23 protein-coding genes are annotated in these 26,913 nt (G+C 62.3%); 11 read left to right on the top strand and 12 right to left on the bottom strand.

Annotated features, from left to right (window positions below):
* Positions 1 to 26: 26 nt before the first annotated feature.
* Positions 27 to 959 carry a LysR family transcriptional regulator gene (locus RBB39_RS06300; RefSeq protein WP_052704284.1) on the top strand — a complete coding sequence of 311 codons (933 nt, stop codon included), beginning with the start codon at positions 27 to 29 and terminating at the stop codon, positions 957 to 959.
* On the opposite strand, the gene RBB39_RS06295 is transcribed toward RBB39_RS06300, so the two are convergent.
* The 4 genes from RBB39_RS06295 to xsc form a co-directional block, all read right to left on the bottom strand.
* A complete protein-coding gene (locus tag RBB39_RS06295; protein WP_124802470.1) occupies positions 949 to 1,677 on the bottom strand; it encodes an aspartate/glutamate racemase family protein in 729 nt (242 codons plus the stop codon). The genes RBB39_RS06300 and RBB39_RS06295 overlap by 11 nt on opposite strands.
* A 38-nt stretch (positions 1,678 to 1,715) precedes the next feature.
* Positions 1,716 to 2,504 carry a TSUP family transporter gene (locus tag RBB39_RS06290; protein WP_204248926.1) on the bottom strand — a complete coding sequence of 263 codons (789 nt, stop codon included), beginning with the start codon at positions 2,502 to 2,504 and terminating at the stop codon, positions 1,716 to 1,718.
* A 27-nt stretch (positions 2,505 to 2,531) separates the two neighbouring features.
* The gene (pta, locus tag RBB39_RS06285; RefSeq protein ID WP_045991935.1) at positions 2,532 to 3,539 is read right to left on the bottom strand and encodes a phosphate acetyltransferase; all 1,008 of its coding nucleotides are present in this window, start codon (positions 3,537 to 3,539) and stop codon (positions 2,532 to 2,534) included.
* 183 nt (positions 3,540 to 3,722) lie between these two features.
* Positions 3,723 to 5,543 carry a sulfoacetaldehyde acetyltransferase gene (gene xsc / locus RBB39_RS06280; RefSeq protein WP_045991934.1) on the bottom strand — a complete coding sequence of 607 codons (1,821 nt, stop codon included), beginning with the start codon at positions 5,541 to 5,543 and terminating at the stop codon, positions 3,723 to 3,725.
* Between the two features lie 613 nt (positions 5,544 to 6,156).
* Here xsc and RBB39_RS06275 point away from each other — a divergent pair.
* The 8 genes from RBB39_RS06275 to RBB39_RS06240 all read left to right on the top strand — a co-directional run bounded on the left by RBB39_RS06275 (position 6,157) and on the right by RBB39_RS06240 (position 14,942).
* Entirely contained in the window at positions 6,157 to 7,707 is a 1,551-nt protein-coding gene (locus RBB39_RS06275; RefSeq protein WP_045991933.1) for a tripartite tricarboxylate transporter permease, read from the top strand.
* On the top strand, positions 7,694 to 8,140 hold the full coding sequence (locus RBB39_RS06270) for a tripartite tricarboxylate transporter TctB family protein (protein ID WP_045991932.1): 447 nt from the start codon (positions 7,694 to 7,696) through the stop codon (positions 8,138 to 8,140). The genes RBB39_RS06275 and RBB39_RS06270 overlap by 14 nt, the downstream gene beginning before the upstream one ends.
* Before the next feature lie 13 nt (positions 8,141 to 8,153).
* Positions 8,154 to 9,131: a tripartite tricarboxylate transporter substrate binding protein gene (locus tag RBB39_RS06265; RefSeq protein ID WP_083970274.1), complete on the top strand. Its 978-nt coding sequence runs from the start codon at positions 8,154 to 8,156 to the stop codon at positions 9,129 to 9,131.
* Positions 9,132 to 9,274: 143 nt separating this feature from the next.
* The gene (locus tag RBB39_RS06260) at positions 9,275 to 10,717 is read left to right on the top strand and encodes an aldehyde dehydrogenase family protein (protein ID WP_045991931.1); all 1,443 of its coding nucleotides are present in this window, start codon (positions 9,275 to 9,277) and stop codon (positions 10,715 to 10,717) included.
* An 11-nt stretch (positions 10,718 to 10,728) separates the two neighbouring features.
* The gene (locus tag RBB39_RS06255; RefSeq protein ID WP_045991930.1) at positions 10,729 to 12,267 is read left to right on the top strand and encodes an AMP-binding protein; all 1,539 of its coding nucleotides are present in this window, start codon (positions 10,729 to 10,731) and stop codon (positions 12,265 to 12,267) included.
* A 161-nt stretch (positions 12,268 to 12,428) separates the two neighbouring features.
* A complete protein-coding gene (locus tag RBB39_RS06250) occupies positions 12,429 to 12,911 on the top strand; it encodes a universal stress protein (RefSeq protein WP_045991929.1) in 483 nt (160 codons plus the stop codon).
* Positions 12,912 to 13,113: 202 nt separating this feature from the next.
* On the top strand, positions 13,114 to 13,893 hold the full coding sequence (locus RBB39_RS06245) for a GntR family transcriptional regulator (protein WP_162197827.1): 780 nt from the start codon (positions 13,114 to 13,116) through the stop codon (positions 13,891 to 13,893).
* A 227-nt stretch (positions 13,894 to 14,120) separates the two neighbouring features.
* Positions 14,121 to 14,942, top strand: coding sequence for an IclR family transcriptional regulator (locus tag RBB39_RS06240; RefSeq protein ID WP_045991928.1), 822 nt, complete (start codon positions 14,121 to 14,123; stop codon positions 14,940 to 14,942).
* A gap of 192 nt (positions 14,943 to 15,134) precedes the next feature.
* On the opposite strand, the gene RBB39_RS06235 is transcribed toward RBB39_RS06240, so the two are convergent.
* On the bottom strand, positions 15,135 to 16,085 hold the full coding sequence (locus RBB39_RS06235; protein ID WP_045991927.1) for a hypothetical protein: 951 nt from the start codon (positions 16,083 to 16,085) through the stop codon (positions 15,135 to 15,137).
* A gap of 463 nt (positions 16,086 to 16,548) precedes the next feature.
* On the opposite strand from RBB39_RS06235, the gene RBB39_RS06230 reads away from it, so the two are divergent.
* Entirely contained in the window at positions 16,549 to 17,676 is a 1,128-nt protein-coding gene (locus tag RBB39_RS06230; protein ID WP_045991926.1) for an aminotransferase class V-fold PLP-dependent enzyme, read from the top strand.
* A 195-nt stretch (positions 17,677 to 17,871) separates the two neighbouring features.
* On the opposite strand, the gene RBB39_RS06225 is transcribed toward RBB39_RS06230, so the two are convergent.
* From RBB39_RS06225 to RBB39_RS06195, 7 genes are all read right to left on the bottom strand, one after another.
* Entirely contained in the window at positions 17,872 to 18,477 is a 606-nt protein-coding gene (locus RBB39_RS06225) for a Yip1 family protein (protein ID WP_083970270.1), read from the bottom strand.
* Between the two features lie 242 nt (positions 18,478 to 18,719).
* Positions 18,720 to 19,619 (bottom strand): heme o synthase, encoded by a 900-nt coding sequence (cyoE, locus tag RBB39_RS06220; protein WP_231498497.1) that lies wholly within the window; start codon positions 19,617 to 19,619, stop codon positions 18,720 to 18,722.
* Between the two features lie 14 nt (positions 19,620 to 19,633).
* On the bottom strand, positions 19,634 to 19,960 hold the full coding sequence (cyoD, locus tag RBB39_RS06215) for a cytochrome o ubiquinol oxidase subunit IV (RefSeq protein WP_045991965.1): 327 nt from the start codon (positions 19,958 to 19,960) through the stop codon (positions 19,634 to 19,636).
* 1 nt (position 19,961) lies between these two features.
* Positions 19,962 to 20,591, bottom strand: coding sequence for a cytochrome o ubiquinol oxidase subunit III (locus RBB39_RS06210; protein ID WP_045991924.1), 630 nt, complete (start codon positions 20,589 to 20,591; stop codon positions 19,962 to 19,964).
* Between the two features lie 2 nt (positions 20,592 to 20,593).
* Positions 20,594 to 22,576 carry a cytochrome o ubiquinol oxidase subunit I gene (gene cyoB / locus RBB39_RS06205; protein ID WP_045991923.1) on the bottom strand — a complete coding sequence of 661 codons (1,983 nt, stop codon included), beginning with the start codon at positions 22,574 to 22,576 and terminating at the stop codon, positions 20,594 to 20,596.
* Between the two features lie 3 nt (positions 22,577 to 22,579).
* Positions 22,580 to 23,557, bottom strand: coding sequence for a ubiquinol oxidase subunit II (cyoA, locus tag RBB39_RS06200; protein WP_045991922.1), 978 nt, complete (start codon positions 23,555 to 23,557; stop codon positions 22,580 to 22,582).
* Between the two features lie 859 nt (positions 23,558 to 24,416).
* Entirely contained in the window at positions 24,417 to 25,181 is a 765-nt protein-coding gene (locus RBB39_RS06195; RefSeq protein WP_045991921.1) for a DeoR/GlpR family DNA-binding transcription regulator, read from the bottom strand.
* A 392-nt stretch (positions 25,182 to 25,573) separates the two neighbouring features.
* Here RBB39_RS06195 and RBB39_RS06190 point away from each other — a divergent pair, with 392 nt between their 5' ends.
* Positions 25,574 to 26,839, top strand: a complete 1,266-nt coding sequence (locus RBB39_RS06190; RefSeq protein ID WP_045991920.1) for a NupC/NupG family nucleoside CNT transporter — start codon at positions 25,574 to 25,576, stop codon at positions 26,837 to 26,839.
* The last annotated feature ends 74 nt before the right edge of the window (positions 26,840 to 26,913 follow it).

Raw genomic sequence — 26,913 nt, 5'->3', positions numbered from 1 at the left:
TCCCGAGGGCGCCCGGAGGGACGCCCATGAAGGTTCGTCACCAGCTTCGCCAGCTCCAGATATTTCGTGAGGTTGTGCACACCGGCAGCCTGTCGAAGGCCGCCCGTCGTCTGGAACTCAGCCAGCCGGCGGTCAGTTCGGCCATCGCCAATCTCGAGCAGGAGGTGGGGTTCTTGCTGTTTCGCCGCAACAACTACGGCACCGAGCTGACCCCCGAGGCCCGCTATCTGATGGAGGGGGTCGACAAGGTACTGGCGTCGGTATCACATCTGGACGAACTCGCCGATGGCCTGCGCCAGGGCCGCGCGGGCAAGCTGATCCTGGGCTGCATGCCGGGGCTCTCGCCCACCGCCATGCCCGGGATCATGGCCGAGTACCTGGCCGACTATCCCGATACCCGGCTGTCGTTGCAGACCTTCAGCTCGCGCAAGATCCGGGACTGGGTGGCCGAGGGCCAGTTCGATGTCGGCGTGATCGAACGCCAGGATGACCTTAACGACCTCGATGCCCGCCACCTGTCCCTGCGCATGCACCTGGCGGTACCGCGCCACAGCCCGCTGGCGGGCCTTGCTCAGGTAGAGGCGGCGGATCTTGACGGCAAGGCCCTGGTGACCCTGGACGAGCACCACCAGAGCACACTCAAGTTGAAGCAGGCGCTCAGACAGGCCGGCGCCGACTGGCAGATCGCCGCCGAAACCCACCTGTTCCCTTCCGCCATCAGCCTGGTCAATGCCGGCATCGGCCATGCCCTGGTGGACCCGGTCTCGGCCTGGAGCTTTCTGATGCGTCGCGACTGCGCCGTGGCGATCCTGCCCTTCGTTCCCGCCATCGACCTCGATATCGCCGTGATCACTTCGCGCTTTCACACCAGTTCGCGCCAGTGCCAGCGGTTTCTGCCCTATCTGGAAAAGGGACTCGACACCTGGCACCGGCGCGCGCTGTCGCCGCTCAGCCCGTGACGAGCGGGTCCGGCGCCGATTGCTGCCTGCCGGCAGCGGAGCGAAGGATCAGCTCGAGTGCCGGCACAATATCGTAGACCGGGCAGCCCGCCTCCCGTCGCACCACCTCCACGAAAGCGCTCAGGTCGGTACACTCCAGCACTACCGCGTCCAGCGGCGCTTGCGCTTTCAGTCTTCGGGTTGCCTGTGCCAGCTCCTGCGCCATGGCGGCGAGATCCAGGTCATCGCGTCGACCTTCCAGGATCACCTGACGAAACTCATCACCGTCTTCGAGCCCCTGCACCACCGGCAGAGGCCCTTGCCAGCCAGCGCCGACGAAGTGGGCGCGCTTGAGCGCCCCCGCGTCTGCGGTCAGCACGCCGATCCGTCCTGTGCCACCGTGCACGCTGGCGAGCCACGGCAGCAGGGTCAGGCTGGACAATACCACCGGCACCGTCACCGCGGCCGCGACCCGTTCCTGATAGCGCGCCATGAAGCCACAGCTCCCGGCGATGGCACACACCCCCTCACGCTCCAGACGCCTGGCGCGGTCCACCAGCAGCGCGCCCAGCTCATCCCCGGGTGCATGCAGCAGGCGGGGAATATCGATGCCCTGCAGCACCTCGTAGCGTATCGGGTGGCGAAAGGTGTCGGGGTTGCGCAGATGACCAAGCGGCTTGGTAAAGGAAGAATCCAGACACAGCACCCCAAGCGGTGCCTCTTCCATGGCGACTCTCACGGGCAAACTCCTGTTCCGTTGTAGTATCTGTGCGAACCTCACGCCCTGGTCCACAGCGCCAGGCTGCCGTCGAGCATCAGCCCCACGCCTATCACCATCAGCGTCAGCATGGCCACTCGTCTCAATAGCACGGCGCTGCAGGGCGGCGGATAGCGGCGTCCGGCCCAGGTGGCCAGCGCCACCGCCGGCAGGGTCCACAACGCCAACAGCCAGACCTGGGCATCGAGCCCGCCGGCGGCGCCGACATACAGGGTGCGCACCCCCGAGGTCATGGCGAAGCAAGCGATCAGCAATAGCCGGATGGTCTCGGTGGGCAGCGGCTGGCGATAGCAGTGGTAGATGACCGGCGGCCCGGGCATGCCGAACATTCCGGCCAGCAGCCCAGTCATGACGCCGTTCGCGGCGAAGCCTGCCGAGGACGATACGGCCGCGCGTGGGCGCGGCCGCAGGCCCACGCTGAGCCCGCCGTAGAACACCAGCGCCCCCAGCATCAGCATCAACAGCGCCTCGGCGCTGACGCTCAGCCAGTTCAGCGCCCACACCCCGAGGCCGATGGACGGCACGATGCCGAGCCCCAGCGCCAGCACATGGCGCCGGTCGAGATGATGCAGCTTGCCGGGCAGCGCCACGGCGCTGTTGACCAGGGTCACCAGACTGACCACCGCCACCAGGGTGGCGACGCTGACCAGCTCGAAGCCACTGGCCACGCCGATGATGATCATGCCGATACCGAACCCGGACACCGTGTGCAGGTAGCCTGCCAGCACCGTGATCAGTATTACCGCCAAAAGGCCAGAGAGCTCCATTCCCTCGGGTACCAGTGTCATCTTCCCTCCCGGCCGGCCAGATGAATGTTACGCCACCGACAGGCGCTGGGCCTGGACCGTGGTGACGGCGATCACGTTGACGATATCCTCTTCGCTGCAGCCCCGCGAGAGGTCATTGGCAGGCCGCGCCAGGCCCTGCAGCAGCGGACCGATAGCCTCGGCGCCGCCGATCCGCTCGGCCAGCTTGTAGCCGATATTGCCAGCCTCAAGGTCCGGGAAGATCAGCACATTGGCGTTGCCCTTGACCCTGGAGTCCGGCAGCTTGCGCTCGGCGATCTCGGCGACGATGGCGGCGTCGAGCTGCACGTCCTCGTCGATGGCCAGGCCCGGGCGCGCGTTCTTGACCTTGCGCGCCGCCTCCACGACCTTGTCCACCGAGGCGTGATGAGCGCTGCCGCTGGTGGAGAACGACAGCATCGCCACCCGTGCCGGTTCGTCGAGCAGCGCCTCGGCACTGTCGGCGGCGGCCATGGCGATCTGCGACAGCGCCTCGGCGTCGGGGTCCACCACCAGCCCGCAGTCGGAGAAGATCATGCCCCCCTTCAGGCTATGGAACTCCTTGCACAACATCATCAGAAAGAAGCTCGACACCAGGCTCGCCCCCGGCGCCTTGCCGATCAACTGGATGGCGGCACGGACGACGTCGGCGGTGGTGTGCACCGCCCCGGCCACACAGCCGTCGGCCAGGCCGTCGCGGACCATCAGGTTGGCAAAGATCAGCGGCTCACGTACCCGCTGGGCGGCATCCTCGGCCGTCATGCCCTTGGGCCCGCGCAGTTCCAGCAGGAGCGTTGCCAGGCGATCGGTGTGCTCGGAGTCGGCGGGATCGATCAGCTCGATCGCCCCAATCTCGAGCCCTTCGGCCTCGGCCCGGGCGTCGATCGCCTGACGATCCCCCACCAGCAAGATTCGGGCATAGCCGGCCTGGCTTGCCGCCAGTCCTGCCTTGAGCACCCGCGCATCGTCGCCCTCGCACAGCACGATACGTCTGGGGTCCTGGCGGGCCATGTCGCGTATATGATTGAGCGCTTTCATCGGAATAGCTCTCCCGGGGTCATTGTTATCGGAGACTCCGCCCATCCCTTCACTCGGCCGGGGCTCTTTACCACCCTCTGGCGAATGTAAAAAAGCCCTGGCACCAGGCCAGGGCAATGTCGTCATACCGGACGAGAGAGTCTTGCGTGGCGAGTCAGACAGGGGAGTCCTTCGCCGCCGGTATCAGACGTAGTCCTGGTACTTCTCCAAGAGACGCACCGGCTTCTTCAGGGCGTCACGGCGGAAGGGGTCGCCCAGTTCGCGGGTACACATGATCTCGATGATGCAGGTCTTGCCCTCGTTCATCTGCATGTCCACCGCCTTCTTCAGCGCCGGGCCCACGTCTTCCAGACGGTCCACGGTGATGCCCTCGGCACCCATGGCGCGGCCGATCTCGGCGAAGCTCTCGTTGTCGAGCTCGCCGGCCACGAAGCGACGATTGTAGAAGTCGACCTGGTTCTTCTTCTCGGCGCCCCACTGGCGGTTGTGGAACACCACCGCGGTGACCGGGATACCGTGACGCACGGCGGTCATGGTCTCCATCAGGCTCATGCCCCAGGCACCGTCACCGGCGTAGGCGATGGCTGGACGATGCGGCGCGGCGGTCTTGGCACCGATGATGGTCGGCAGGGCGTAACCGCAGTTGCCGAAGCTCATCGGGGCGAAGAAGCTGCGCGGCTTCTCGAAGCGCAGGTAGCTGTGGGCCACCGAGTTGATGTTGCCGATATCGGTGGAGACCATCACGTCTTCCGGCATGGCCTTCTCGAGCTCACGCAGCACCTGACGCGGGTGCAGGTACTCGCCGCCGGAGAACGGCTTTTCGTCCTTGGCTTCCTCGATGGCGTCGAGGCTGAACGGATCACGCTCGTGGGTCCACTCGTCGAGTTCCTTCTCCCAGGCGTCCTTCTCGGCCTTGATCTTGGCAAGACGCTCGTCCTTGGAGGCGTCGCAGGCCAGGTCACGGCCCTCGAGGCGCTGGCTCAGCTCGACCGCGGCGGCCTTGGCGTCGCCGCAGATACCGACGGAAATCTTCTTCACCAGGCCGAGCATCTTGTGGTCGGCGTCCACCTGGATGATCTTGGCGTCCTTCGGCCAGTAGTCCATGCCGTGCTGCGGCAGGGTACCGAAGGGCCCGAGACGGGTGCCGAGTGCCAGCACCACGTCGGCCTGGGAGATCAGCTTCATGCCGGCCTTGGAGCCCTGGTAGCCCAGCGGACCACACCACTGCGGATGGCTGGCGGGGAAGGAGTCATTGTGCTGGTAGCTGTTGACCACCGGCGCGCCGAGGCGCTCGGCCAGGGCCTTGCACTCTTCCACCGCGTCGGCCATGACCACGCCACCACCGGAAACGATCACCGGGAACTTGGCCTCGGCCAGCAGGGCCGCCGCCTCGTCCAGTGACTGAGCGCCACCGGGGCCGCGGTCGATGCGACGCGGCTCGGGAATCTCGGCCTCGATCTCGCCGTAGAAGTAGTCACGCGGAATGTTCAACTGGGTCGGACCGATCTCCGACATGGCCCGCTCGAAGCAGCGACCGGTGTACTCGGCCATGCGCGCCGGGTGTGTCACGTGGCCCTGATACTTGGTGAACTCCTGGAACATCGGCAGCTGGTTGCACTCCTGGAAGCCGCCCAGGCCGATACCGGTGGTGCCGGTTTCCGGTGTGATCATGACCACCGGGCTGTGGGCCCAGTAGGCCGCCGCGATGCCGGTCACGCAGTTGGAGATGCCGGGGCCGTTCTGGCCGATGACCACACCATGGCGGCCGGAAACACGGGCATAGCCGTCGGCCATGTGGGCCGCGCCCTGCTCGTGCACCACCGGAATCAGACGAATGCCGGCAGGGGCAAAGATGTCCATGGCGTCCATGAAGGCCGAGCCCATGATGCCGAACATGTCGGTGACGTCATTGGCGACGAGGGTTTCGACGAAGGCCTCGGAGGGCGTCATCTTCTGCTTACCCTTCACGACCTGGCGCTTGTTGGTGTTGTCGTTGTGACTCATGGGGCTCCTCCAGGGAACAAAAGCGGATGCTGGCGGCGTCGGCCATCAGGGCCTCGGGCCTTGTCTTGGCTTGAGCCGCTCCGGATCGGTCGCCTCAAGCTTTTCGATACCATAAGTTCCGATTTGCGAAACTTAATCCAAAGGTAGCGGCCGATTCGTGCCCGGTCAAGACGAATTTCATTATTTGATACGTTACGGTTCGTTTTTTATAAAAACAGACCGTCGTCGTGCCACCCTGTTTGCTCCGCCAAGCCCCTGCAGCGCCTCCCACCGCTCGCCCGCCCCTCCATCCGCGCCCCTTGCACCCTTGCCTGCAGGATCGATCACGCTCCTTTTGCCGAACACCCGCATCCCGCTGAAAGGCCCGCCATTGCTGCATTGCAGCGGCATTTCGGAGGGAAAAATACGTTGACAGTCACGCGGGAGACTTCTAGACATACAACTCATGTACATCTGTTAAATGACTTGATCCAGACCCTCTACACACTCACCAACCTTGATGCGACCGCCATCAAGCCGGTGAAAGAAAGCACGCCAAAGGCAAACGCGCTTATCCCAACTGAATGACAACGACAACAGACGCCCGCCCCTGTGGCGTCACGGGAGGCTCAAGGTGGAACTACTGCATTACCTTCCGCAGGTTCTCAGCGGCTGGAACCTGCTTATCCTGATCGGCGGCACGATCGTCGGATTGATTCTGGGGGCGACGCCGGGGCTCAGTCCGACGATGGCGGTGGCGCTACTGATCCCCTTCACCTTCAAGATGGACGCTACCTCGGGGCTGATCCTGCTTGGCGTTCTGTATACCTCGACGGTCGCCGGCGGCGCGGTCAGCGCCATCCTGATCAACATTCCCGGGGCGCCCGCCAACATTGCAACGATGCTGGATGGCCACCCCATGGCCAAGGCCGGCAAGGCGACCCAGGCGCTGTACTACTGCTTTATCAGCTCCGCCGTCGGGGGCGTGCTGGGGGTCCTGGTGCTGATCTTCCTGACCCCTTACCTGGTCAATGTGGCGCTGAAGTTTGGCCCCCCGGAGCTGTTCTGGACGGCCATCCTCGGCATCACCGTCATCGGCTCTCTGGGCAGCGCCTCGGTACTCAAGGGCTTGCTCGGCGGCGCGATCGGCGTCTGGATCTCGCTGATCGGCTTCAACCCGGTGACCGGCACCGAACGCTTCGTCTTCAGCGAGCATCTGCAGGGCGGCATCACCATCATCCCGGCCCTGATCGGCCTGTTTGCGATACCCCAGGTGCTGCAGATGGTAGAGGGCGCCAAGGGTGCCAACGGCGGCGAACGCTTCGACATGGCACCCACCTCCGTGATCAAGGCGATCATCTTCAACCTGAAGAAGGTCAAGGCGCTGGTGATCGGCAGCCTGTCCGGCATCATCGTCGGCATCATTCCCGGCGCCGGTGGCCAGATTGCCGGGCTGATTGCCTACGACCAGTGCAAGAAATTCAGTCACAACAAGGACAATTTCGGCAAGGGCGAGCCGGAGGGCATCATCGCTGCAGAAAGTGCCAACAACGCCATGGTCGGGGCGTCACTGGTGCCCATGCTGTCGCTTGGCATACCGGGCAGCCCCACCGCCGCGGTGCTGCTCGGCGGCCTGTTGATTCAAGGCCTCTTTCCCGGACCAGACCTGTTCACCCAGCATGCCTCGGTCGCCTGGACCTTCATGGGAGCACTGCTGATCAGCCAGATTCTGCTGGTGGTGTGTGGGCTGTGGATCAGCGGGATCGGCAAGTACGTCATTCGGATTCCTCGCCACATCATGGCGGCGGCGGTGACCACGCTGGCCATCTTCGGCACCTACAGCGTCCAGAACAGCTTCTCCGACGTCATCATCATGATGTCCATGGGCTCTCTGATGTACTTCGGCATGCAGTACGGCTTCACCCCCGGGCCCATCGTACTCGGCATCATTCTCGGCCCTATTGCCGAAACCAACTTCCTGCAGAGTCAGATGCTGGCCCAGGCCGGCGACGGCATGCTGCGTTACATGTTCGGTGGCTGGCTCAATATCCTGCTGGTCTCGCTGTGCCTGCTGTCGGTGGCCTACAGCCTCTACGCCAGTTGGCAGGCCCGCAAGACCCGCCAGCGTGCGACGCCCGATCATCGAGTCCAGGTACATCCGGAGGCCAACCATGATGCTCACTAAACCGCGTCAGGTGGCCCTCGGCGCACTGATCATTGCACTTGGCCTGGTAGCCGCCTCCTGGGCAGGCGGGGCATACGGCTACAGCTTTCCCCGAGTGGTGTCACTGATCGTACTGACTCTGGCAGTCGTGCTGCTCGCGGTGGAAATCCTGGCCCCAGGCCAGGCCGAGGAAGGCGCCATCTCCATCCCCTGGGGCAGCATCATCCCGGCGCTTGCCATCTTTTTCCTGCTGCTGCTCGCACTACGAATTCTCGGCTTCTACGTCACCACCCTGGTGGGGTTCGTCGTCATCAGTAGCGTCTATATGCCCGGGCTTTCCTCGAGCCGAAAGATCCTTCTCAACATCGTCATCGGTACCGGCTTTCTGGCGGTGCTCTTCGGCGTATTCACTGCACTGTTAAAGGTGCAGTTTCCCAAAGGCCTACTTCTGTAGAAGGCATAAAACAATGACTATTCACGCCACCTCAGTAAAGCGTCAAACAGCGTCAACCCTCGCGCTCTGTCTGTTGCTTTCTCCCCTCCCCAGCCTGGCGGACTTCCCGGAAAAGCCCTTGAATCTGACGGTCGCCTATTCGGCTGGTGGTGCGACAGACTTCCAGGCCAGGATCGTCACCTCGAAGGGCGATGAGTACCTCGGGCAGCCGGTCACGGTGATCAACCGCCCGGGTGCAGGCGGACAGATCGGCTGGAATCAGTTTGTCAGTACCGGCGCTACCGATGGCTACGATATTGCGGCCTATAACGTGCCGCACTTCATCGCTCAGTCGATCATGTACGACACCGACTACAGCATCGAGAACCTGCAGCCCATTGCAAACTGGGGCGCAGACCCTGCCGTACTCATCGTCGGCAAGGACAGTGAGTTCGATTCCATCGATGACGTGGTGGAGTACGCAAGAGCCAATCCTGGAAAGTTGACGGTCTCGGGCGCCGGGCTCTACGTCGGACACCATATTGCTGCCCTTCAGCTTCAGCAAAGCGCCGAGGTGACCCTGAAGTACCTTCCTACCTCAGGAGGAGTGGACGCCCTCAGGTTTGTTGTCGGTGGTCAGGTGATGGCGGGATTCAACAACTTGTCCGACGCCTTCCGCAACCAGGACCGCATCAAGATCCTCGGCATTGCCGATCTCGAAAGAAGCGAAGATTTCCTGCCGGATGTACCCACCTTTATCGAAGCGGGATACGACGTCGACGACACCAGCCTCAACCTCAGGGGGATCATGGTTCCCAGAGGGGTCGACGCGGAAACGGTCGACTACCTCTCTTCCAACTTCATCGACATGTTCCAGGACGAGGGAATCGCCGAGCAGATGAAAGAAGGCGGATCGACCCTTCGCGTCATGGAAGCGTCCGACCTCGAGGCGCTGTGGAAACAACAGCAAGCGTACCTGACTGAACTCTTCGCTCAGCTCGAGACACCGTGACCTCTGCGGATTTCAGGCCAACGGCAACGAAAGCAAGGGTAGCGACGCGTGGAACACAGGCCTCATTCCCCTGCACCGCAGGGAGCCGCCATCCATACCCTGAGCCGCCCTTGCTTACCCCATCGACACGTCGAGGTAGCAACATGGATACCAACCACAAGCATTCTTCTGACGACAATAGCGCCTACCGGCTGGTAGCCCCCATTGTCGAACGAGCCCGAGAAGCCCAGCGAAGGTTCGAGCAATACGACCAGCAGCAAGTCGATGAAGTCGTGCTGGCCGCCGCCTGGGCGTTGATGGAGCCCACGCGAAATGAGGAGCTGTCACAACTCGCGGTGGCCACCACCGGGCTTGGCAAGGTTTCCGACAAGATCGCCAAGAACCACCGCAAGACCCTTGGATTGCTGGCCAACCTCGAGGGCAAGCGCACCGTGGGTATCGTCTCCGAAGACCCGAGCACAGGTATCGTCGAGATATCCCGCCCGATCGGCGTGGTCGGCGCCGTGGTGCCTTCCACCAACCCCGCGGCCACGCCCACCAACAAGACGATCAACGCACTCAAGGGTCGCAACGCCATCGTGCTGGCTCCCTCGCCCAAGGGCTACGCCGTGTGCGAACGGCTGGTGAACTACATGCAGGACGAGCTCGCCCGTATCGGAGCCCCCCGGGATCTGGTGCAACTGCTACCGGACCCGGTGACCAAGGCGAGCACCCATGCCTTGATGCAACTGGTCGACCTGATCGTCGTCACCGGCTCCCAGAACAATGTGCGCTCCGCCTATTCCAGTGGCACCCCGGCCATCGGCGTCGGGGCAGGCAATGTCCCGGTCATCATCGATGAAAGCGCCAATATCGCAGATGCCGCGCGCAAGATTCTTGCCTCCAAGACCTTCGACAATGCGACCAGCTGCAGCTCGGAGAACAGCCTGGTCATCCTCGACAGCGTTTACGACAGCATGGTCTCGGCACTGCGAGACCACGCGGCGGTACTGCTGACCGAACAGGAAAAGCGGATTCTCGAAGGTCGCATGTGGACGGATGGCAACCTCAGTCGTGACGTGATCGCCCGGGATGCCGGCAGTATCGCCAGCACCGTGGGGCTCGATCGTCCGGCGTGTCTCGACGCCTCGATCCTGCTGGTGGAAGAAAGCGGCATCGGGGCGGACTACCCCTTTTCGGGCGAAAAGCTGTCACCGGTGCTGACCCTCTACCGGGCCAGACACTTCGAGGATGCCTTTGCGATCACCAGGGAACTGCTCGAATACCAGGGCAAGGGGCACTCCTGCGGTATCCACAGCACCACCGATGAGCACATCGAGAAGCTGGGACTGGAGATGCCGGTCTGCCGGGTGATCGTCAATCAGGCCCACGCCTTCGGCAATGGTGGCAACTTCGACAACGCCCTTCCGTTTTCCTTGTCGATGGGCTGCGGTAGCTGGGGCAAGAACAGCATTTCCGACAACATGAACTACCGCCACTACCTCAACACGACCCGCATCGTGCGAACCATCGAGGCCTCTCCCCCTCTGCCCCAGGATCTGTTTTCCGGTTTTTTCGACAAGCACGGCATCGCCAATCCCTTCTAGAGGCCGGCCAGATGATGACCATTCAAGACACCATCAAGCATCAGCGTGAACGCCAACCCGCCACTGATTTCCTGATCTGTCCCGACACTGGCGAGACGGTCTCGATGTCCCGACTCCAGGAGCGCGTCGAGTGGGTGCATAGCCTTCTTCAGGCGCGCGGCTGCCAGCCCGGCGACCATGTGGCCATGCTGATGGACAACGGACTGTGGACCGCCTCACTGCTGCTGGCGATCATGGCCAGCGGTCGTGTCGCGGTCTCCTTGAACGCCATCGCAGGGGATGCCCAGTTGCGCTACGTGCTGGAGCACTGTGATGCCACCACTGTCATCGTATCGCCCCACTACGAGCAGCGCCTTGATGGCCTGCTCGACGGGAGCGAGAAGGAAATTCTGGTCGCCTGTCCTCGCAACGGGCCACGGCAGCAAGAGCGTATCGCGTCTTCGCCCTTGCCCGTGATAGCGCCCGACGACAAGGCATTGTTGATGTATACCTCGGGCACAACAGGCAAGCCCAAGGGCGTCGTGCTGACCCACGCCAATCTGATCGCGGGGGGAAGGTGCACCATCGAGGCCCACTCGCTGTGCCAGAAGGATCGCGCCCTCTGCGTTCTGCCGCTTTACCATATCAACGCCCAGGTGGTCACCATCATGGCGCCACTGATCAGTGGCGGCAGTGTGGTGCTGCCGGAGAAGCTGAGTGTCTCGGCATTCTGGGACTGGCTGCTCGACAACCAGTGCACCTGGTTCAGTATCGTGCCGACGATTGTCGCCTACCTGCTGGAGCATGCCGAGAAGCCGGAGTCGAAGGACCTGCGCGAGGATCCGCGCATGCGTCAGGTGCGTTTCGGTCGATCTGCCTCTTCGGCACTGCCGGCGGAGAGCCACCGCCGTTTCGAGACCACCTTCGGTGTCAGCCTGGTGGAAACCATGGGACTGACCGAAACCGCGGCCCAGATCCTGTCCAACCCCTTGCCCCCTTTCGAATCTCGCTACGGATCCCCCGGTATCGCCTACCGCAACGAGGTCAGTGTCTTCGACTCGGCAGGACAGGTACTGCCCTGCCACCAGATCGGTGAAATCGTGGTCCGCGGCGACAACGTCATGAAGGAGTACTACAAGAATCCCGAGGCCACAGCAGACACCATCGATAACGAAGGTTGGCTGCACACCGGCGACCTTGGCTATCGCGATGAGGAAGGCTTCTTCTTCATCACGGGCCGCATCAAGGAGCTGATCATCAAGGGCGGCGAGAACATCGCCCCGCGCGAGATCGATGACGCCCTGCTGGCCCATGAGGCGGTGCTGGAGGCAGCCGCCTATCCCATGGAAAACCGGCACTACGGGCAGGTCGTAGAGGCCGTCGTGGTGCTCAAGGAAGGCCATCGGGCGACCCAGCAAGAACTTCTCGACTACTGTCGCGAGGAGGTCGGTGACTACAAGGCGCCTGAACATGTTCACATCGTGAAATGGCTGCCCAGAGGGCCCTCCGGCAAGGTCCAGCGCCTCAAGATTGCGGAGATGATCGACCATCTGCATCAAGCACCGGCCTAGCCTGGCGCCCGATGCCCTGGCCTGCGCTCGCGGTACCCAGGGTCCTGCCTGATCGATGTTTCGGGCGGGCCTGGCGCCGGCGAGCCCGGCCTTGGCGTCAAAGGTTCCTCGGCCACGTCGGTTCACCGCCTGCGCCATCCAACCTTTTTGAGGATGAAGCCATGAGCTTCCAGATATCCCGGCTGCTGTATGCCACTGACCTCAGCGCCCACAGCCCCGACGTCTTCCGCAAGGCCATCGGTATCGCCGAACGCTTCGGCGCCGCGGTCCACCTGCTGCACGTCATCGAAGATCCGGCACTGTTGAAAGACAGCCTGGCCAGCCGCTATACCGCCGTTTCCCCGCTGGACAACTATCGCGAACGAGCGACCCGGCAGGCCATCGACGAAATCAAGCGCCGCCTTGAAGACTTCGGCCACTCGACGCTGGCCTCGGAAGACAGCTACCACGCCTCCCTGAAGGAGATTCACGTCCGCATTGGCAAGCCATCCCGAATCATCCTGCAGGAGGCCGACAGAATCGATGCCGATTGCATCGTCATGGGAACACAGCGCCAGTCCGGGCTGGGTCATATGGTGCTTGGCTCGGTGGCGCGCAAGATCAGTCGTCGCACCCGCCGCCCGCTGTTTCTCTTTCCGGTCTGAGGCCAGGGGTCACACGGCCGGAAAGGTGTCTGCACAGGAGCCCCGTGATAGATTGATGAAATACCACTTAAGAATGAAACGGATGAATCAAGGTGTGAAAGAGGCGAGCGCCGTCACGCTGCTGCAGGGCAGCGGCGAGTCAGACAAGCGCCTGACCCGAGCAGCCTCCCCTTCCGACCTTGCCAGCAGCGGGATCTTGCGAATGACCAGTGAAAACGAATCTGATCGCCTTGGCCTCTTCTCCCCCGAGGTGATGGTGGCACAGCCGGGGAAACCGCTGTACCGACTGCTGCAGGACCATATTCGCGGCCTGATCGAACGGGGGGACCTGGCCCCGGGCGACCTCATTCCACCCGAATGGCAGCTCGCCGACCGGCTGCAGATCAGTCAGGGAACGGTCAAGAAGGCCATCTCCAATCTGGTCTGGGAAAAACTGCTGTTCCGCCATCAGGGCAAGGGCACCTATGTCTCGCGGACCGACTTCGAGGAAACCCTGTTTCGCTTTGTCAGCTACGGGGACGCCGACGGCAAGGACGTGCGTATCCACAAGACCACCACCGATCGCGCTATCCGCCAGGCTCCCGATGACGTATATACCCGCCTCGGCCTGAGCCAGACCAGTCCAGTCACCTATATTGAACGCCTGGGAGTGGTCGATGACGCCCCGACCCTGGTGGAGTACAGCTGGTGGCCAAGCGTACTGGTGCCGGGGCTGGAAGATTCCGAGCTTTATATTCCCGACTACTTCTATGCCTTGATCCTCGACCGATTCGGCATCCCCGTCGTCCGGGCCGACGAAACCCTGACCGCAGAAGCCGCCGATACCCACACCGCCGCCCTGCTGGACATCGCTCCCGGCACCCCGGTGGTGGTGCTCAAGCGGATGACCTACACCAGCCACGACCGTATCGTGGAAGTCCGTACCACCAAGGGTAGGGCCGACCGCTTCAGCTACCGTGCCGAAATCCGCTCGGACTTTTGACTCGGTGCAAGCTCAGACAGGGCAGCCTATGCCGGATACCCCGACAACCGGTTGGCCATGGCCGAGTCCTGGCTCATGGGTGCCTGTCCACTCACGTCCGCCGCCCGGTTCCCGACGCCGACGTGCTTCAGTCAGAGACGACAGTGATCTCGTCGAATTCCGTTTTCCGATACACATTGATTAATTTTTAGATACGTATAGGCTTGTAGTATCGAGGAGACCCCGCCATGAGCACAGCAAGCTTTGACACCCGGATCATCGAGGGCGACACCCCGGCCCAGCGCCTGCTGGCGCTGCTCGAGGTGATCGCGGAGAAGGACCAGTACTTCACCCTGCAGAGCCTGGTGGACGAGACCGGCCTGCCCAAGCCGACGCTGCACCGGATGCTGCAGCAGCTCGAGAACTCCGGCATGCTGCAGCGCGAAGCGGACAACCGCCACTACAGCAAGGGCAGCCGCCTGCGCCGGCTGGCCGAGACCCTGCTGCTCAACGACACCGTTCAGGGCGCACGTCACGGCGTGTTGGCTGAGCTGGTCCGCGAGGTCGGGGAAAGCTGCAACATCACTGCCCTGTCCGGCAGCGAGGTGCTCTATCTGGACCGCGTCGAGACGTCGGCTCCGCTGCGCTTCTATCTACACCCCGGCTCCCGGGTGCCTGCCCATTGCTCCGCCAGCGGCAAGCTGTTTCTGGCGCAGATGAGCGCCTCCCAGCGCCGTCGGCTGCTCGCCGATGCCACCCTGGAGGCCTTCACCCGAAACACGCTTACCGACATCGACGCTCTGGAAGCGGAGATCGAGCAGGTCAAGCGCGACGGTTACGCCTTCGACGACGAGGAATTCCTGCCGGGGCTTCTGTGCATCGCGGTGCTGGCCCCCAACCCCACCGGAGTCTCTAACGTCGGCCTGGCGATCCAGGCACCGGTGATGCGCATGGATAAACAGCGCGCACTGGACTGCCTGCCGGCGCTGGAGCGCGCCGCCGCCGCCATCGCGCGGATCAACCAGGGCGCCCTGCCCGAGCCCATCGCAGAGTCCGAAACCTCTGCCTGACGCCCTAGCCGCAGCAACCCCGCATGGCCGGAACCCTCACCAAACCAGACGCCAAACAGCAAGGCGCCACCACCGCGACAACGGTGATGGCGCCGAGATGGTTCGACGAGTCGCTCCCTTGATCGCCGACCCTGTTGCCCTGCCCCCCCTCCTGCAACAAAAGCTGCGAGCGCTGCGCAGATGACACAGGCCTCAGTTGTAGAAGAAGCTGACGCAGCGCACGAAGCTGCTGCCTCCCGCGGTCACACAGCGATGTCGTATCCAGCGGTCTCGCTTGGATAGCCCCTCATACCGGGTCCACTGCCAGTAGCCTGAAGGCAGGTGAAAGGTATGTAGATGCTTCCAGTTGCCAAAGACATTCTTGTAGTAGTGCAGGGTGGCCGCCGGCCCATGGCAGGCAGTGGTGACACCAAGAGAGTTGCGACGCTTGTGGTCAGAGGTCCAGCGATCCCGAAAGGAATAGTGGGCCTCCGGGTCACACCACCACCAGGTGTTGCTCGGGAAGGAGACGGTCTCGCAGTTGTGGTTACGAAACAGATGATAACCATCGCCCGGGACACAGTATTGCTGGCCTGGTCCGCCTCCTGCCGAGGACCCTGCCCTGGCAGTGTCCGGCGTTATGCCCAACTCGTCCAGATCCACCTCGATGGGTTCTTCCACCCGCTCCACGGTGCGATTCTTGAACGCCTTGCGGTCGATGTCGGGATTCAGCTCGAGCAGCATCTTCGGGATGGGCACCTCCTGCGGGGCGAGCATGAGGTAGTGATCCAGCGCGGACTTGCCAACTTCGCTTGCAAAGGTTCGCGGGGTCGCACGATCGCTCACGCCCAACTCCCGCATACCTACCTGGGCCTCCTTGTCGTCGCCTCTAAGCCCGACGAATTCGACGCGGTTGCCGTTGCTGAGATCGAAACGGGCCAGCGGCATGGGCTCCGCAGGACCGCTGACCAACGGCGCCCCGTCCGGCCCCAGTCCCACCGCGGCCAGGTCATCTGGCCTGTCCAGCTCTGCCGGTTCGGCCAGTGTTTGCTGATATCGTGCCGACAGTTCCTGTGCCAATTGCGGGTTTCGCGCCAGCAGCACGTCGAGCTGCTCAGGCGTCAGTCCAGCGGCCTGACACGTACATGATGATGGTTCGTTCATGATCGACGTCCTCCACCTGGGAAGATCGTGCTCCGCCGGCCGGACCTCCCGGCGTCACCGACGGCGTTAGACGAAACACGCTGCGACGCCTTATTGGCAGCGGTCTTCTCAGCATGGTCAAAGTTTGCTTTGCCAGCCATCGGTCATGCCGCGCTGCTTCAGCTACTGAGATGACATCTACGCGAAATGGCTGATAAGTCTCATGAAAATCCTTATTGGCGGGTTAGTCCGTTTTTTACTCGAATCAGTACAAAAACACATATCACGACGGACTCGGATGTAACGACAGTCACACAAGGAAAATGACCGCGCCACGCGCGAGCCGCCGTCCTCTGGCCGCCACCGCCCTTTGACCTTATGCTGTAGAGAATAATGAGCGCCGAGCCCTAGCCGCTCGGCGCCGTCGTCGCTGACGCAGTCCGCGTCTTCGGCTTGTTCAACGCCCACTGTAAGGATGCGCCTCATGCCTGGCTTGCTCCCGGACGTCGATCCCGATGGCCTGCTGGAATACTCCGTGGTCTATACCGACCGCGCCCTGAACCATATGTCGCAGAGCTTTCAAGGCGTAATGCGCGACATCTCCACCACCTTGAAGCAGGTGTACAACGCCCACAGCGCGGTCATCGTGCCCGGGAGCGGCACCTTCGGCATGGAGGCGGTAGCCCGCCAGTTCGCCCAGAACCGCAGCGCCCTGGTCATCCGCAATGGCTGGTTCAGCTACCGCTGGCACCAGATCCTCGAGATGGGCAAGATCCCGGCCGAACTGTGCGTGGAGAAGGCCCGACGTCAGCAGGACAGCGATCCGACCTCAGCGTTCGCCCCGCCCCCCATCGAGGAAGTCGAGCAGGCCATCGAGCGACTGCAGCCGGACATCGTCTTCGCCCCCCACGTGGAAACCTCGTCCGGCATGATCCTGCCGGACGACTACATCCGTCGCGTATCCGATGCGGTGCACGCCCACGGCGGCCTGATGGTGCTGGACTGCATCGCCTCGGGCACCGTCTGGGTGGACATGCAGGACACTGGCGTCGACCTGCTGATCAGCGCCCCCCAGAAGGGCTGGAGCGGCTCACCCTGCTGCGCCATGGTGATGCTCTCGGCCCAGGCGCGAGAGATCATCAAGGAAACCACCAGCACCAGCTTCGCCGCCGATCTCAAGAAGTGGCTCGAGATCATGGAGGCCTACGAGAATGGCGGCCACGCTTACCACGCGACCATGCCCACCGACAGCCTGCGCGAGCTACGCGAGATCATGCGCGAGACCGACGCCTACGGCTTCGACAAGGTGAAACAGGAACAGTGGGCCCTGGGCCAGGGAGTGCGCAGCCTGCTGGCCGAGTACGGCTTCAAGAGCGTCGCCGCCGAGGGTTACGAGGCGCCCGGTGTGGTGGTCTGCTACCACAACGACCCGGGGCTGGTCGGCAAGTTCGCCGCAGCCGGCGTCCAGGTCGCCGCCGGGGTCCCGCTGATGTGCGATGAAGGCGACGATTTCCAGACCTTCCGCATTGGCCTGTTCGGCCTAGACAAGCTGCATCAGCCCGAGCGCAGCATCGACCACCTGCGCAAGGCGCTGGACAGTATCAAGGGGTAAACGGGCTGACACCCACCAGATCGGGCCGCACAGAAAGGCCCAGATAGAAAAAGGGGCGACGCATCAGCGTCGCCCCTTTTGTCTTACCCGTGTTGTCGGTCTCAACGGTCCTGTCCTGCACGTCTCGAGTTTCACTGCTCTCGGGTCATCCCCGTCGACTTGTCACTCTTTAGCCGACCTCTAGTCACCCTCTAATCACCCCAGCAGCGACAGAATGATGCGCTCTCCGTAGCCCCACAGCAGGACGGTCATGCCGAGCAGTCCTTCGAGCACCAGTACCCCCACCGCAAGGGTGGTGCTGGAGACGACGAAGCCTTCCTTTTCGCTGATATCGAGAAAGGAGGGAATGCCCAGATACAGCAGGTAGGCGGTGTAACAGAGGCCGATAACGCCGGCCAGCAGGCACAGCCAGATGATCGGGTAGATCGCCACGATGCCGCTCAGGAACATCGGGGTCGCCACATAGCCGGCAAAGATGATGCACTGGCTCTGGCTGGGTGTCTTGGGAAAGCGTTTGGCCGAGTAACGGATGGTCTTGCCGACGATGTAGACCGCCGCCAGGATCACCAGATAGAAGGCGATCCCCGCCCCCAGGGCGTCTAGATAACTGAGCTTGATGGTCGTGCCGCCGCCGAGACTCCAGCCGACCTGGGTGGTACCGATGTACGAGCAGATCACCGGTATGGCGGCCAGCAACAACACGTGATGCGCGTACAGGTGCGTTATCGTCTCCCTTTCCTGCTTGATCTGCTTCCATTCGCGATTCGGGTGGGCCATCAATCCCCAGACGTGTGTCAGCATACTGACTCCCTCCTGCTACCGCTGAAGTAAGTCCCGAGACCGGCACTCGGCGCCCGCGACTCCGTTGTCCTTAACTTGCAGTATAGAAGCGATTTTTCGCTTCGCTACCAACGTTACCGTACATACTATACAAGTCCTGTACAACACTTGACCTCTAGTCACGCTTCACCCATACGACTGATAAACACAAAAAAAACCCCGCATCGGTGAAGATGCGGGGTTTCGGTTTCAGCGCCACCCGATCAGGACATGGAGGTCCACATCGGCGTGCTTGGCATCAGCGTCGCGTCCAGTGACATCATCAGGCTCAGCGCCGTGATGGTGAGGATCGAGATGCCGAATACCTGTCGCGCCCAACGCACGTTGTCGTCGGTACGGTAGCCCTTGGCCGCGATATACAGCCAGTAGACGCCCAGCACCAGGGCAACGATGAAGTAACCGGGTCCAGCGTAGCCGGCCAGACTCAGCGACAGCGTCGCACCGATAAAGGCCAGGATATAGCCCAGGATATGGTGCTTGGCCGTACCGATACCGCGAACCACCGGCAGCACCGGAATGTTGGCGGCGCGGTAATCTTCCATGCGAAAGATCGCGATCGCGTAGGAGTGCGGCATCTGCCACAGGCTGAAGATCACCAGCAGGGTCAAGGCGCCGGTATCGAAGCTGCCGGTCACCGCGCAATAGCCCACCACCGGCGGCACTGCCCCGGAGAGGCTGCCGACCAGAGTGCCGAACTCGGAATTGCGCTTCATGTAGAGGCTGTAGGCCCCTACATAGATGACGAAGCCGAAGGCCGCCAGACCCACCGTCAACGCATTGGTCCCCAGCGCCAGCAGACCGAAGCCGGCGATGCCCAGCAGGGTGGCAAACCGAAGTGTCGCCGCTTCGCTGACCCGCCCCTGCACCAGCGGGCGGTTGCGGGTGCGCTCCATCAAGGCATCGATGTCCTTGTCGATGACGTTGTTGTAGGCGCAGCCCGAGGCGATTACCAGGGCCAGACCCAACAGCGCCGACAGGAACACCACGGCATCGAACTGGCCCTGGGCGGCCAGGAAGTAGCCGCCCAGAACAGAGATCACGTTGCCGCCGATGATGCCCGGCTTGGTGATGGTGAGGTAGTCCCTGAGAGTGTCCCTGAACATCATGCGAGTCGGCGTCAGCCGATCATCATGTTGCGATGCAGGTGGTACATGATCCATAGGGAACCTCCGATGACCAGAACCAAGATCGCCACGGTGAAGACGAAGGACATGAAGTTCCAGCCTTCATCGGCCTTGGTGTTCATGTGCATGAACAGCACGAGCTGCACCAGCACCTGAGCCACCGCGGTACCGACGATCACGATCAACGTCGCGAAGGTGTCGAAGGCGCCGGTCATCACCGCCCCGAAGGGAATGACGGTCAGCACGATGGACAGGATCAGGCCGATCACATAGGACTTGACGCTGCCATGGCTGTGATGGTCGTTGGCGTGTCCGCTCATATCACAGGGCTCCCATCAGGTAGACGAAGGAGAAGACGCAGATCCAGACGATGTCCAGGAAGTGCCAGAACAGGCTCAGACACATGATGCGCGGACGCACCATATCGTCGAGACCACGCTGCTTCACCTGGATCATCATCACCAGGATCCAGATCAGACCGGCGGTCACGTGCAGACCGTGGGTACCGACCAGCAGGAAGAAGGCCGACAGGAAGCCTGAACGATCCGGACCAAAGCCCTCATGGATCAGGTGACGGAACTCATAGAGTTCCAGCGCCACGAAGGCCGCGCCCAGCAGGAAGGTGATCCCGAGCCACTTCATCACCTTGGATGCCTGATTGGCGTTCATGGCGAGCACCGCCATGCCGTAGGTGAAACTCGAGAACAGCAGCAGGAAGGTCCCGACCAGGATGAACGGGAGCTGGAAGATCTCGCCCGGGGTCGGACCATCGGCCGTGCCCCGAAGGAGCACGGCGTAGGTGGCGAACAGTGACCCGAAGATCACCAGGTCGCTCATCAGATAGACCCAGAAACCGAAGACCTTGGTGCCCGCGGCATCATGATGGTCGTGGTCGTGATCATGGTCATGCCCGTGGGCATGACCTTGCTGGTTGAGGGTGTCGGTTGCCATGGTTATGCCTGCATCTCCACACGGTTCTGGTGTTCGCGCTCGATACGCTCGACTTCCGCGGCCGGCACGTAGTAGTCGACGTCATCGTTGAAGATACGCGCGATGAAGGTGGCAAACATGCCCAGTGCGGTCACGATGGCAAGCCACCAGATATGCCACACCAGGGCGAAGCCGAAGACCGCGGAGATCAGACCGATCACCGGACCTTCCCAGGTGTACTTGGGCATGTGAATGTCCTTGTACGGTCCCTTGGACACGCCGGCCTTGCCGCCGTTGGCCTGCTTCTGGTTCCAGAAGTCGTCGATGTCCTTGATCTCGGGCAGATGCGCGAAGTTGTAGAACGGTGCGGGAGACGAGGTCGCCCACTCCAGGGTACGCGCATCCCAGGGATCGCCGGTGACGTCCTGGTTCTTCTTGCGATCACGGATACTGACGTAGAACTGGATCACGGTGCAGGCGATACCACACAGAATCAGCACGGCGCCGATCCAGGCGATGATCATCCACGGCTGCCAGGCGCCGTTGTCATAGGACTGCATGCGACGCACGGCACCGAAGAAGCTGAGAACGTACAGCGGCATGAAGGCCACGTAGAAGCCGGTCAGCCAGAACCAGAAGGAGCGCTTGCCCCACTTCTCGTCGAGGGTGAAGCCGAAGGCCTTCGGGAACCAGTAGGTCAGACCCGCCAGCATGCCGAACACCACGCCGCCGATGATGACGTTGTGGAAGTGGGCGATGACGAACAGGCTGTTGTGCAGCACGAAGTTGGCCGCCGGTACCGCCAGCATCACACCGGTCATGCCACCCAGGGTAAAGGTGATGATGAAGCCGATGGTCCACAGCACCGGAGAGGTGAACTCCAGACGACCGCGGTACATGGTGAACAGCCAGTTGAATACCTTCACCCCGGTGGGGATGGCGATGATCATCGTCATGATGCCGAAGAAGGCATTGACGTTGGCCCCGGCCCCCATGGTGAAGAAGTGGTGCAGCCAGACGATGAACGACAGGAAGGTGATGGCGATGGTCGCCCACACCATGGTGCCGTAGCCGAACAGCCGCTTGCGAGCGAAGGTCGCGATGACCTCGGAGAACACCCCGAATGCCGGCAGGATAAGGATGTACACCTCAGGATGGCCCCAGGCCCAGATGAGGTTGACGTACATCATCATGTTGCCGCCAAAATCGTTGGTGAAGAAGTGAGTCCCCAGGTAACGATCCAGCGTCAGCATCGCGATGGTCGCGGTCAGAATCGGGAAGGACGCGATGATCAGCACGTTGGCGCACAGCGACGTCCAGGTGAAGATGGGCATACGGAACAGGGTCATGCCCTTGGTGCGCATCTTCAGGATGGTGACGAAGAAGTTGATACCGGTCAGGGTCGTACCGATGCCAGATATCTGCAACGCCCATATCCAGTAATCCACCCCGACGCCGGGACTGTACTCTATCCCCGATAGTGGCGCGTAGGCCAGCCAGCCGGTCGCGGCGAACTCACCGACCACCAGCGAGACGTTGACCAGGATGACACCGGCAACGAACAGCCAGAAGCTCAAGTTGTTAAGGAAGGGGAAAGCCACGTCGCGCGCGCCGATCTGCAGCGGCACCACCAGGTTCATCAGACCGATGACCATGGGCATGGCGACAAAGAAGATCATGATCACACCGTGGGCGGTGAAGATCTGATCATAGTGGTCAGGCGGTAGATAGCCCTCGGCTCCGGCCGAGGCCATGGCCTGCTGGGTACGCATCATGATGGCGTCGGCGAAGCCACGGATCAGCATCACCAGCGCGACCAGGAAGTACATGATACCGAGCTTCTTGTGGTCGACGGAGGTGATCCACTCGCGCCACAGATAGCCCCACTTCTTGAAGTAGGTCAGGCCGCCGACCACGGCGATCCCGCCCAGGGCGATACCGATCGCCACCACCATGATGATGGGCTCCTGGATCGGAATCGAGTCTAACGTCAGTTTTCCAAACATGATTTACTCCGCTGCCTCTGCGCTCATGGACTCGCCGTGAGACTCGCTCTCGTCGCCATGGCCGCCTGCGCCGTGCCCGTTGACCACGCCGCCGTAGGTCTCGACGAACTCGGCATGCTTGCCGCCGGCCAGGAAGCTCTTGATGATGCGCTCATAGAGCGCCGGGGTGATCTCGGAGAAGTACTGGACCTCGTTGTCCTCGCTTGGCGTGGCGAGATCGTAGTACTCCTCGGGGAAGGTCAGCGTATCGGACGAGGAACGCACCTTCTCCACCCACTCTTCGAAGTCCTCGACGGAACCCACGTGGGCGTCGAAGGTCATCTCGGAGAAGCCTGCACCGCTGTAGTTGGTGGAGCGGCCCGGATAGACGCCCTGCTCTTCGGCGATCAGGTGAACGTCGTTATCCATGCCGGCCATGGCGTAGATCTGGCTACCCAGGCGCGGAATGAAGAAAGAGTTCATCACCGAACCGGAGCTCACCCGGAAGCGCACCGGAGTGTCCTCGGGGAAGGCCAGTTCGTTGACCGTGGCGATGCCCTGCTCCGGGTAGATGAACAGCCACTTCCAGTCCAGCGATACGGCCTGGATTTCCATGGGCTCGTTCTGTCCTTCCTTGGCCTCGAGACTGCGGTGCGGGTCGAGACTGTGGGAGGTGTACCAGGTCAACAGCGCCAGGAAGACGATGATGACGCAGGGAATGAACCAGACGATGGCCTCGATCTTGGTCGAATGGGCCCAGTCGGGTGAATAGGTGGCATCGGTGTTGCCACGGCGATAGCGCCAGGCAAACCACAGGGTGAGCACGATGACCGGCACCACCACGATCTGCATCAGACCGAAGGCGGTGAGGATCAAGGTACGCTGCTCACGGCCGATCTCCCCCTTGGGGTCGAGCAGCGCCGATTCGCAGCCCGCCAGCAACAGGGGCAGCGCCAGCATCAGCACAACGCTGAGCACGCGCAGGTACGACTTTCTTCTCATGTAGCAACCTCGTCAGGGCTTGGAGGCGGAATACCAGAGATTACGAGCTCAGGCTCGCGCGATGTGCAGGGGCCGCTGAGGTGGAACATTGCATGCACCTTTGGCAAAAGTTGCATGAAATGTGCCGAACCACGGACTAGACCCGCAAAATTTCGCATCCCCTACCCTGCCTCGGTACCACGACAAGACGTCGTCACCTGAACAAAAGAAGTAGATGGAATGCGACCGGGGCGTATTGTCGACAGAGCGACCAGACTTGAGAAGCGACGATTTGCCGCAGGGGTGTCGCACCTTTCCTTGATCTGTCGCACCAAGGCGTCGCAACAGTGCACAAATGGCCAATTGCCTGGGCCAGCAGAACCTGCCCTGCGACCCAACACCACACCCAGCAAGCACCACCAGGAACCGTATCAGCGAGGCCGGACCCCACCCCATGGGAAAGGCGATCTGATGGAAAAGAACGATAAGCCGCGCCGCGCTATCGCATGACGCTATCTACCCCGACTCCATCGCCCCAACGCCAGGACGAAAGCGATGACGATGCCGAGAGAGCCAGATCGTGAAGTGTCAGATAAGGAAGGGACAGATAAGGGAGGGCCAAAGCATGGAGGGCTTGGTCATGAAAGAGCGAATCGGCGACGAGGGCCAGATCAGCAAGGGGGCCAAGGGAAGGCTCGAGCAGAAGGGACAGACCACAACGAGAGGCGCAACCGTGCGCCCAGGGGACCGCTATCGAGTAAGGCCGTCAGTGACTGAAAAGCCAAGGATCCGCAATACAAGGATCCACAAGCCAAGAATCCGCAAGAAAAGGATCCGCAAGCCAAGGATCCACGCTGGGCAAGAAACCGAAACCGGGAAATCAGGGATGAACCAGCCGAGACGCCACTTCCGGCGTGCGTGACAGGCCTGCGGCACCCTCGCCGTGGGTGATGATGACATCGGCGTCGATCAGGGCGCCAAAGAAGGCGGGACGCAGTACGCCCCACTTGCTGTCGTCGAATACCAGGATCCGCTGGGCGGCGGTTTCGATGGCGGCCTGCTTGGGCGCCACTTCATGAAAGTGAAAGCAGCTCAGGCCCCGTGCGGCATGCACCCCGGCGGCGGAGAGAAAGGCGCGATTGATGCCGAGTCCCCGGACCTGGCGGGCGATGTCATCGCCATCGAAGGACTGGGAGACGCCCTGATAGACGCCGCCCAGCAGGATCAGTCGGATGCCATCGAAATGGCTGACCGCATTGGCTACGTTCAGGGCGTAGGTCACCACCGTCAGGTCTCGTCGGCTGGCCAGTTCTGCGATCATCGGCACCAGGGTGGTGCCGCAATCGATAAACAGGGTATCGCCGTCTTCCACGTAGCCACTGGCGCGGCGACACAGACGCGCCTTGATATCGGCGCCGCGATCCTGTTGAGTTTCCAGGTCGTAGACTGGCGTGAAGTGGGGGTCGTCGCGGCGAACCAGATGCCCGCCCATCAGCATCAGAGGGCTGTCCTTGGTGGACACGTCGCGCCTCAGAGTCATCTCTGACACACCGCAGAGGATGGCGGCGTCCGCCAGCCTCAGGCTGCCGCCTCCGGCGAGCGCCTGCAAAAGGCGCTCCTGTCGCTGAATACTGCGCTGATTCATGGATTCTCCCCCGCGCCTCGACGGTCATGGCTTGCTGCCGTCGTTTTTCAATAAGCATGCCCTGAACTACCGGGTTCAGCCAGTGCCCGGGCAGGTAAGAAAACGCCACTGCACAAATGTTATTTTTCTCACATCAAGTGTTACTATACACTCATTGACGGATGGGCCCAGCCCGTGCCGGCCAATTCCGCTCGACAACAATCACTCGACACGAGCCGCCGCCATGCCCCATCACCTCTATAATTCCTGTTCTGATACCCCATTCGGCATAAGAGATTTCCGCCCCGTTCGAGGCAATTGCCCGCTATCAACGCGATGCGGGACGCCAGACCAGGCCCGAAGTGCGATGATCTATTCTTCAACGTTCATATTTTGATGAGGCGAAGGAACCTATGACACTCCTGATGAGCCTGGTCGGCATGGCCACCCTGATCGCCATCGCCGTCGCGTTCTCCTACAACCGCCGTGCCATTCGCCTGAGAACCGTGGGGGGCGCCTTCCTGATCCAGGCTGGTCTCGGGGCCTTCGTCCTTTACGTGCCCTTTGGCCAGAAGGTCCTGAAGACCGTATCGGACGCCGTCAGCCAGGTGGTGCTCTACGCCAACGACGGCATCGATTTCCTGTTCGGCGGCCTGGCCAACGCCGACAGCGTCGGCTTCGTGTTCGCGGTCAAGGTGCTGCCAGTCATCATCTTCTTCTCGTCGCTGACGGCGGTGCTCTACTACCTGGGCATCATGCAATGGGTCGTGCGCCTGCTCGGCGGCGCGCTGCAGAAGCTGCTCGGCACCTCACGCACCGAGTCGCTGTCCGCCACCGCCAATATCTTCGTCGGCCAGACCGAGGCGCCGCTGGTCGTGCGGCCCTTTATCGCCCGCATGACCGCCTCCCAGCTATTTGCGGTGATGTGCGGTGGCCTTGCCTCGGTGGCGGGCTCGGTGCTTGCCGGCTACGCCGCACTCGGCATCCCCATGGAATACCTGGTGGCCGCCTCCTTCATGGCGGCCCCCGGCGGCCTGCTGTTCGCCAAGCTGATCATGCCGGAGACCGATCCCGAGGCGGATAAGGCCGACCGCGTCTCCGAGGTCATCGAGGACGAGGACAAGCCGGCCAACGTGCTTGACGCCGCCGCCGGTGGCGCCTCGTCCGGCCTCAAGCTGGCGGCCAACGTGGGCGCCATGCTGCTGGCCTTCATCGGCTTGATCGCCCTGCTCAACGGTATCCTCGGTGGCGTCGGTGGTTGGGTCGGGTTCGAGGATCTCAGTCTCGAGCTGATCCTGGGCTGGGTGTTCTCGCCGCTGGCCTTCCTGCTCGGCATTCCCTGGGAAGAGGCGACCCTGGCCGGGTCCTTCATCGGCCAGAAGCTGGTGGTCAACGAGTTCGTCGCCTTCATCAACCTGGCCCCCTATATCGACGGCGAGCAGCTCGTGGCCGCCACCGGCGAGGTGATGAGCGACCATACCGCCGCGGTGCTGTCCTTCGCGCTGTGCGGCTTCGCCAACCTGTCCTCCATCGCCATCCTGCTCGGCGGGCTCGGCAGCATTGCCCCGAGCCGTCGTCACGACATCGCCCGCTATGGCCTCAAGGCGGTACTGGCCGGCACCCTGTCCAACCTGATGTCGGCCTGCATCGCCGGCTTCTTCATGACCCTGGGCGCCTGATCCCACGTCGCGGATCCAGCGCCCGCCCTCACATCTTCGGCCGCCCGAGGCGGCGGCCTGTCCCACTTCAGGAG

Origin of the sequence: Halomonas sp. MMSF_3323 (genome assembly GCF_030733595.1) — a bacterium.
Taxonomy (GTDB): domain Bacteria; phylum Pseudomonadota; class Gammaproteobacteria; order Pseudomonadales; family Halomonadaceae; genus Halomonas; species Halomonas litopenaei.
This window is presented reverse-complemented; position numbering and strand designations above follow the sequence as displayed.

Excerpts from the sequence above, each read along its gene's own strand:
- RBB39_RS06300 (WP_052704284.1), top strand. The coding sequence starts at position 27 with ATGAAGGTTCGTCACCAGCTTCGCCAGCTCCAGATATTTCGTGAGGTT.
- RBB39_RS06290 (WP_204248926.1), bottom strand. The coding sequence starts at position 2,504 with ATGACACTGGTACCCGAGGGAATGGAGCTCTCTGGCCTTTTGGCGGTA.
- pta (WP_045991935.1), bottom strand. The coding sequence starts at position 3,539 with ATGAAAGCGCTCAATCATATACGCGACATGGCCCGCCAGGACCCCAGA.
- xsc (WP_045991934.1), bottom strand. The coding sequence starts at position 5,543 with ATGAGTCACAACGACAACACCAACAAGCGCCAGGTCGTGAAGGGTAAG.
- RBB39_RS06270 (WP_045991932.1), top strand. The coding sequence starts at position 7,694 with ATGATGCTCACTAAACCGCGTCAGGTGGCCCTCGGCGCACTGATCATT.
- RBB39_RS06265 (WP_083970274.1), top strand. The coding sequence starts at position 8,154 with ATGACTATTCACGCCACCTCAGTAAAGCGTCAAACAGCGTCAACCCTC.
- RBB39_RS06260 (WP_045991931.1), top strand. The coding sequence starts at position 9,275 with ATGGATACCAACCACAAGCATTCTTCTGACGACAATAGCGCCTACCGG.
- RBB39_RS06255 (WP_045991930.1), top strand. The coding sequence starts at position 10,729 with ATGATGACCATTCAAGACACCATCAAGCATCAGCGTGAACGCCAACCC.
- RBB39_RS06250 (WP_045991929.1), top strand. The coding sequence starts at position 12,429 with ATGAGCTTCCAGATATCCCGGCTGCTGTATGCCACTGACCTCAGCGCC.
- RBB39_RS06245 (WP_162197827.1), top strand. The coding sequence starts at position 13,114 with ATGACCAGTGAAAACGAATCTGATCGCCTTGGCCTCTTCTCCCCCGAG.
- RBB39_RS06240 (WP_045991928.1), top strand. The coding sequence starts at position 14,121 with ATGAGCACAGCAAGCTTTGACACCCGGATCATCGAGGGCGACACCCCG.
- RBB39_RS06235 (WP_045991927.1), bottom strand. The coding sequence starts at position 16,085 with ATGAACGAACCATCATCATGTACGTGTCAGGCCGCTGGACTGACGCCT.
- RBB39_RS06230 (WP_045991926.1), top strand. The coding sequence starts at position 16,549 with ATGCCTGGCTTGCTCCCGGACGTCGATCCCGATGGCCTGCTGGAATAC.
- RBB39_RS06225 (WP_083970270.1), bottom strand. The coding sequence starts at position 18,477 with ATGCTGACACACGTCTGGGGATTGATGGCCCACCCGAATCGCGAATGG.
- cyoE (WP_231498497.1), bottom strand. The coding sequence starts at position 19,619 with ATGTTCAGGGACACTCTCAGGGACTACCTCACCATCACCAAGCCGGGC.
- cyoD (WP_045991965.1), bottom strand. The coding sequence starts at position 19,960 with ATGAGCGGACACGCCAACGACCATCACAGCCATGGCAGCGTCAAGTCC.
- RBB39_RS06210 (WP_045991924.1), bottom strand. The coding sequence starts at position 20,591 with ATGGCAACCGACACCCTCAACCAGCAAGGTCATGCCCACGGGCATGAC.
- cyoB (WP_045991923.1), bottom strand. The coding sequence starts at position 22,576 with ATGTTTGGAAAACTGACGTTAGACTCGATTCCGATCCAGGAGCCCATC.
- cyoA (WP_045991922.1), bottom strand. The coding sequence starts at position 23,557 with ATGAGAAGAAAGTCGTACCTGCGCGTGCTCAGCGTTGTGCTGATGCTG.
- RBB39_RS06195 (WP_045991921.1), bottom strand. The coding sequence starts at position 25,181 with ATGAATCAGCGCAGTATTCAGCGACAGGAGCGCCTTTTGCAGGCGCTC.
- RBB39_RS06190 (WP_045991920.1), top strand. The coding sequence starts at position 25,574 with ATGACACTCCTGATGAGCCTGGTCGGCATGGCCACCCTGATCGCCATC.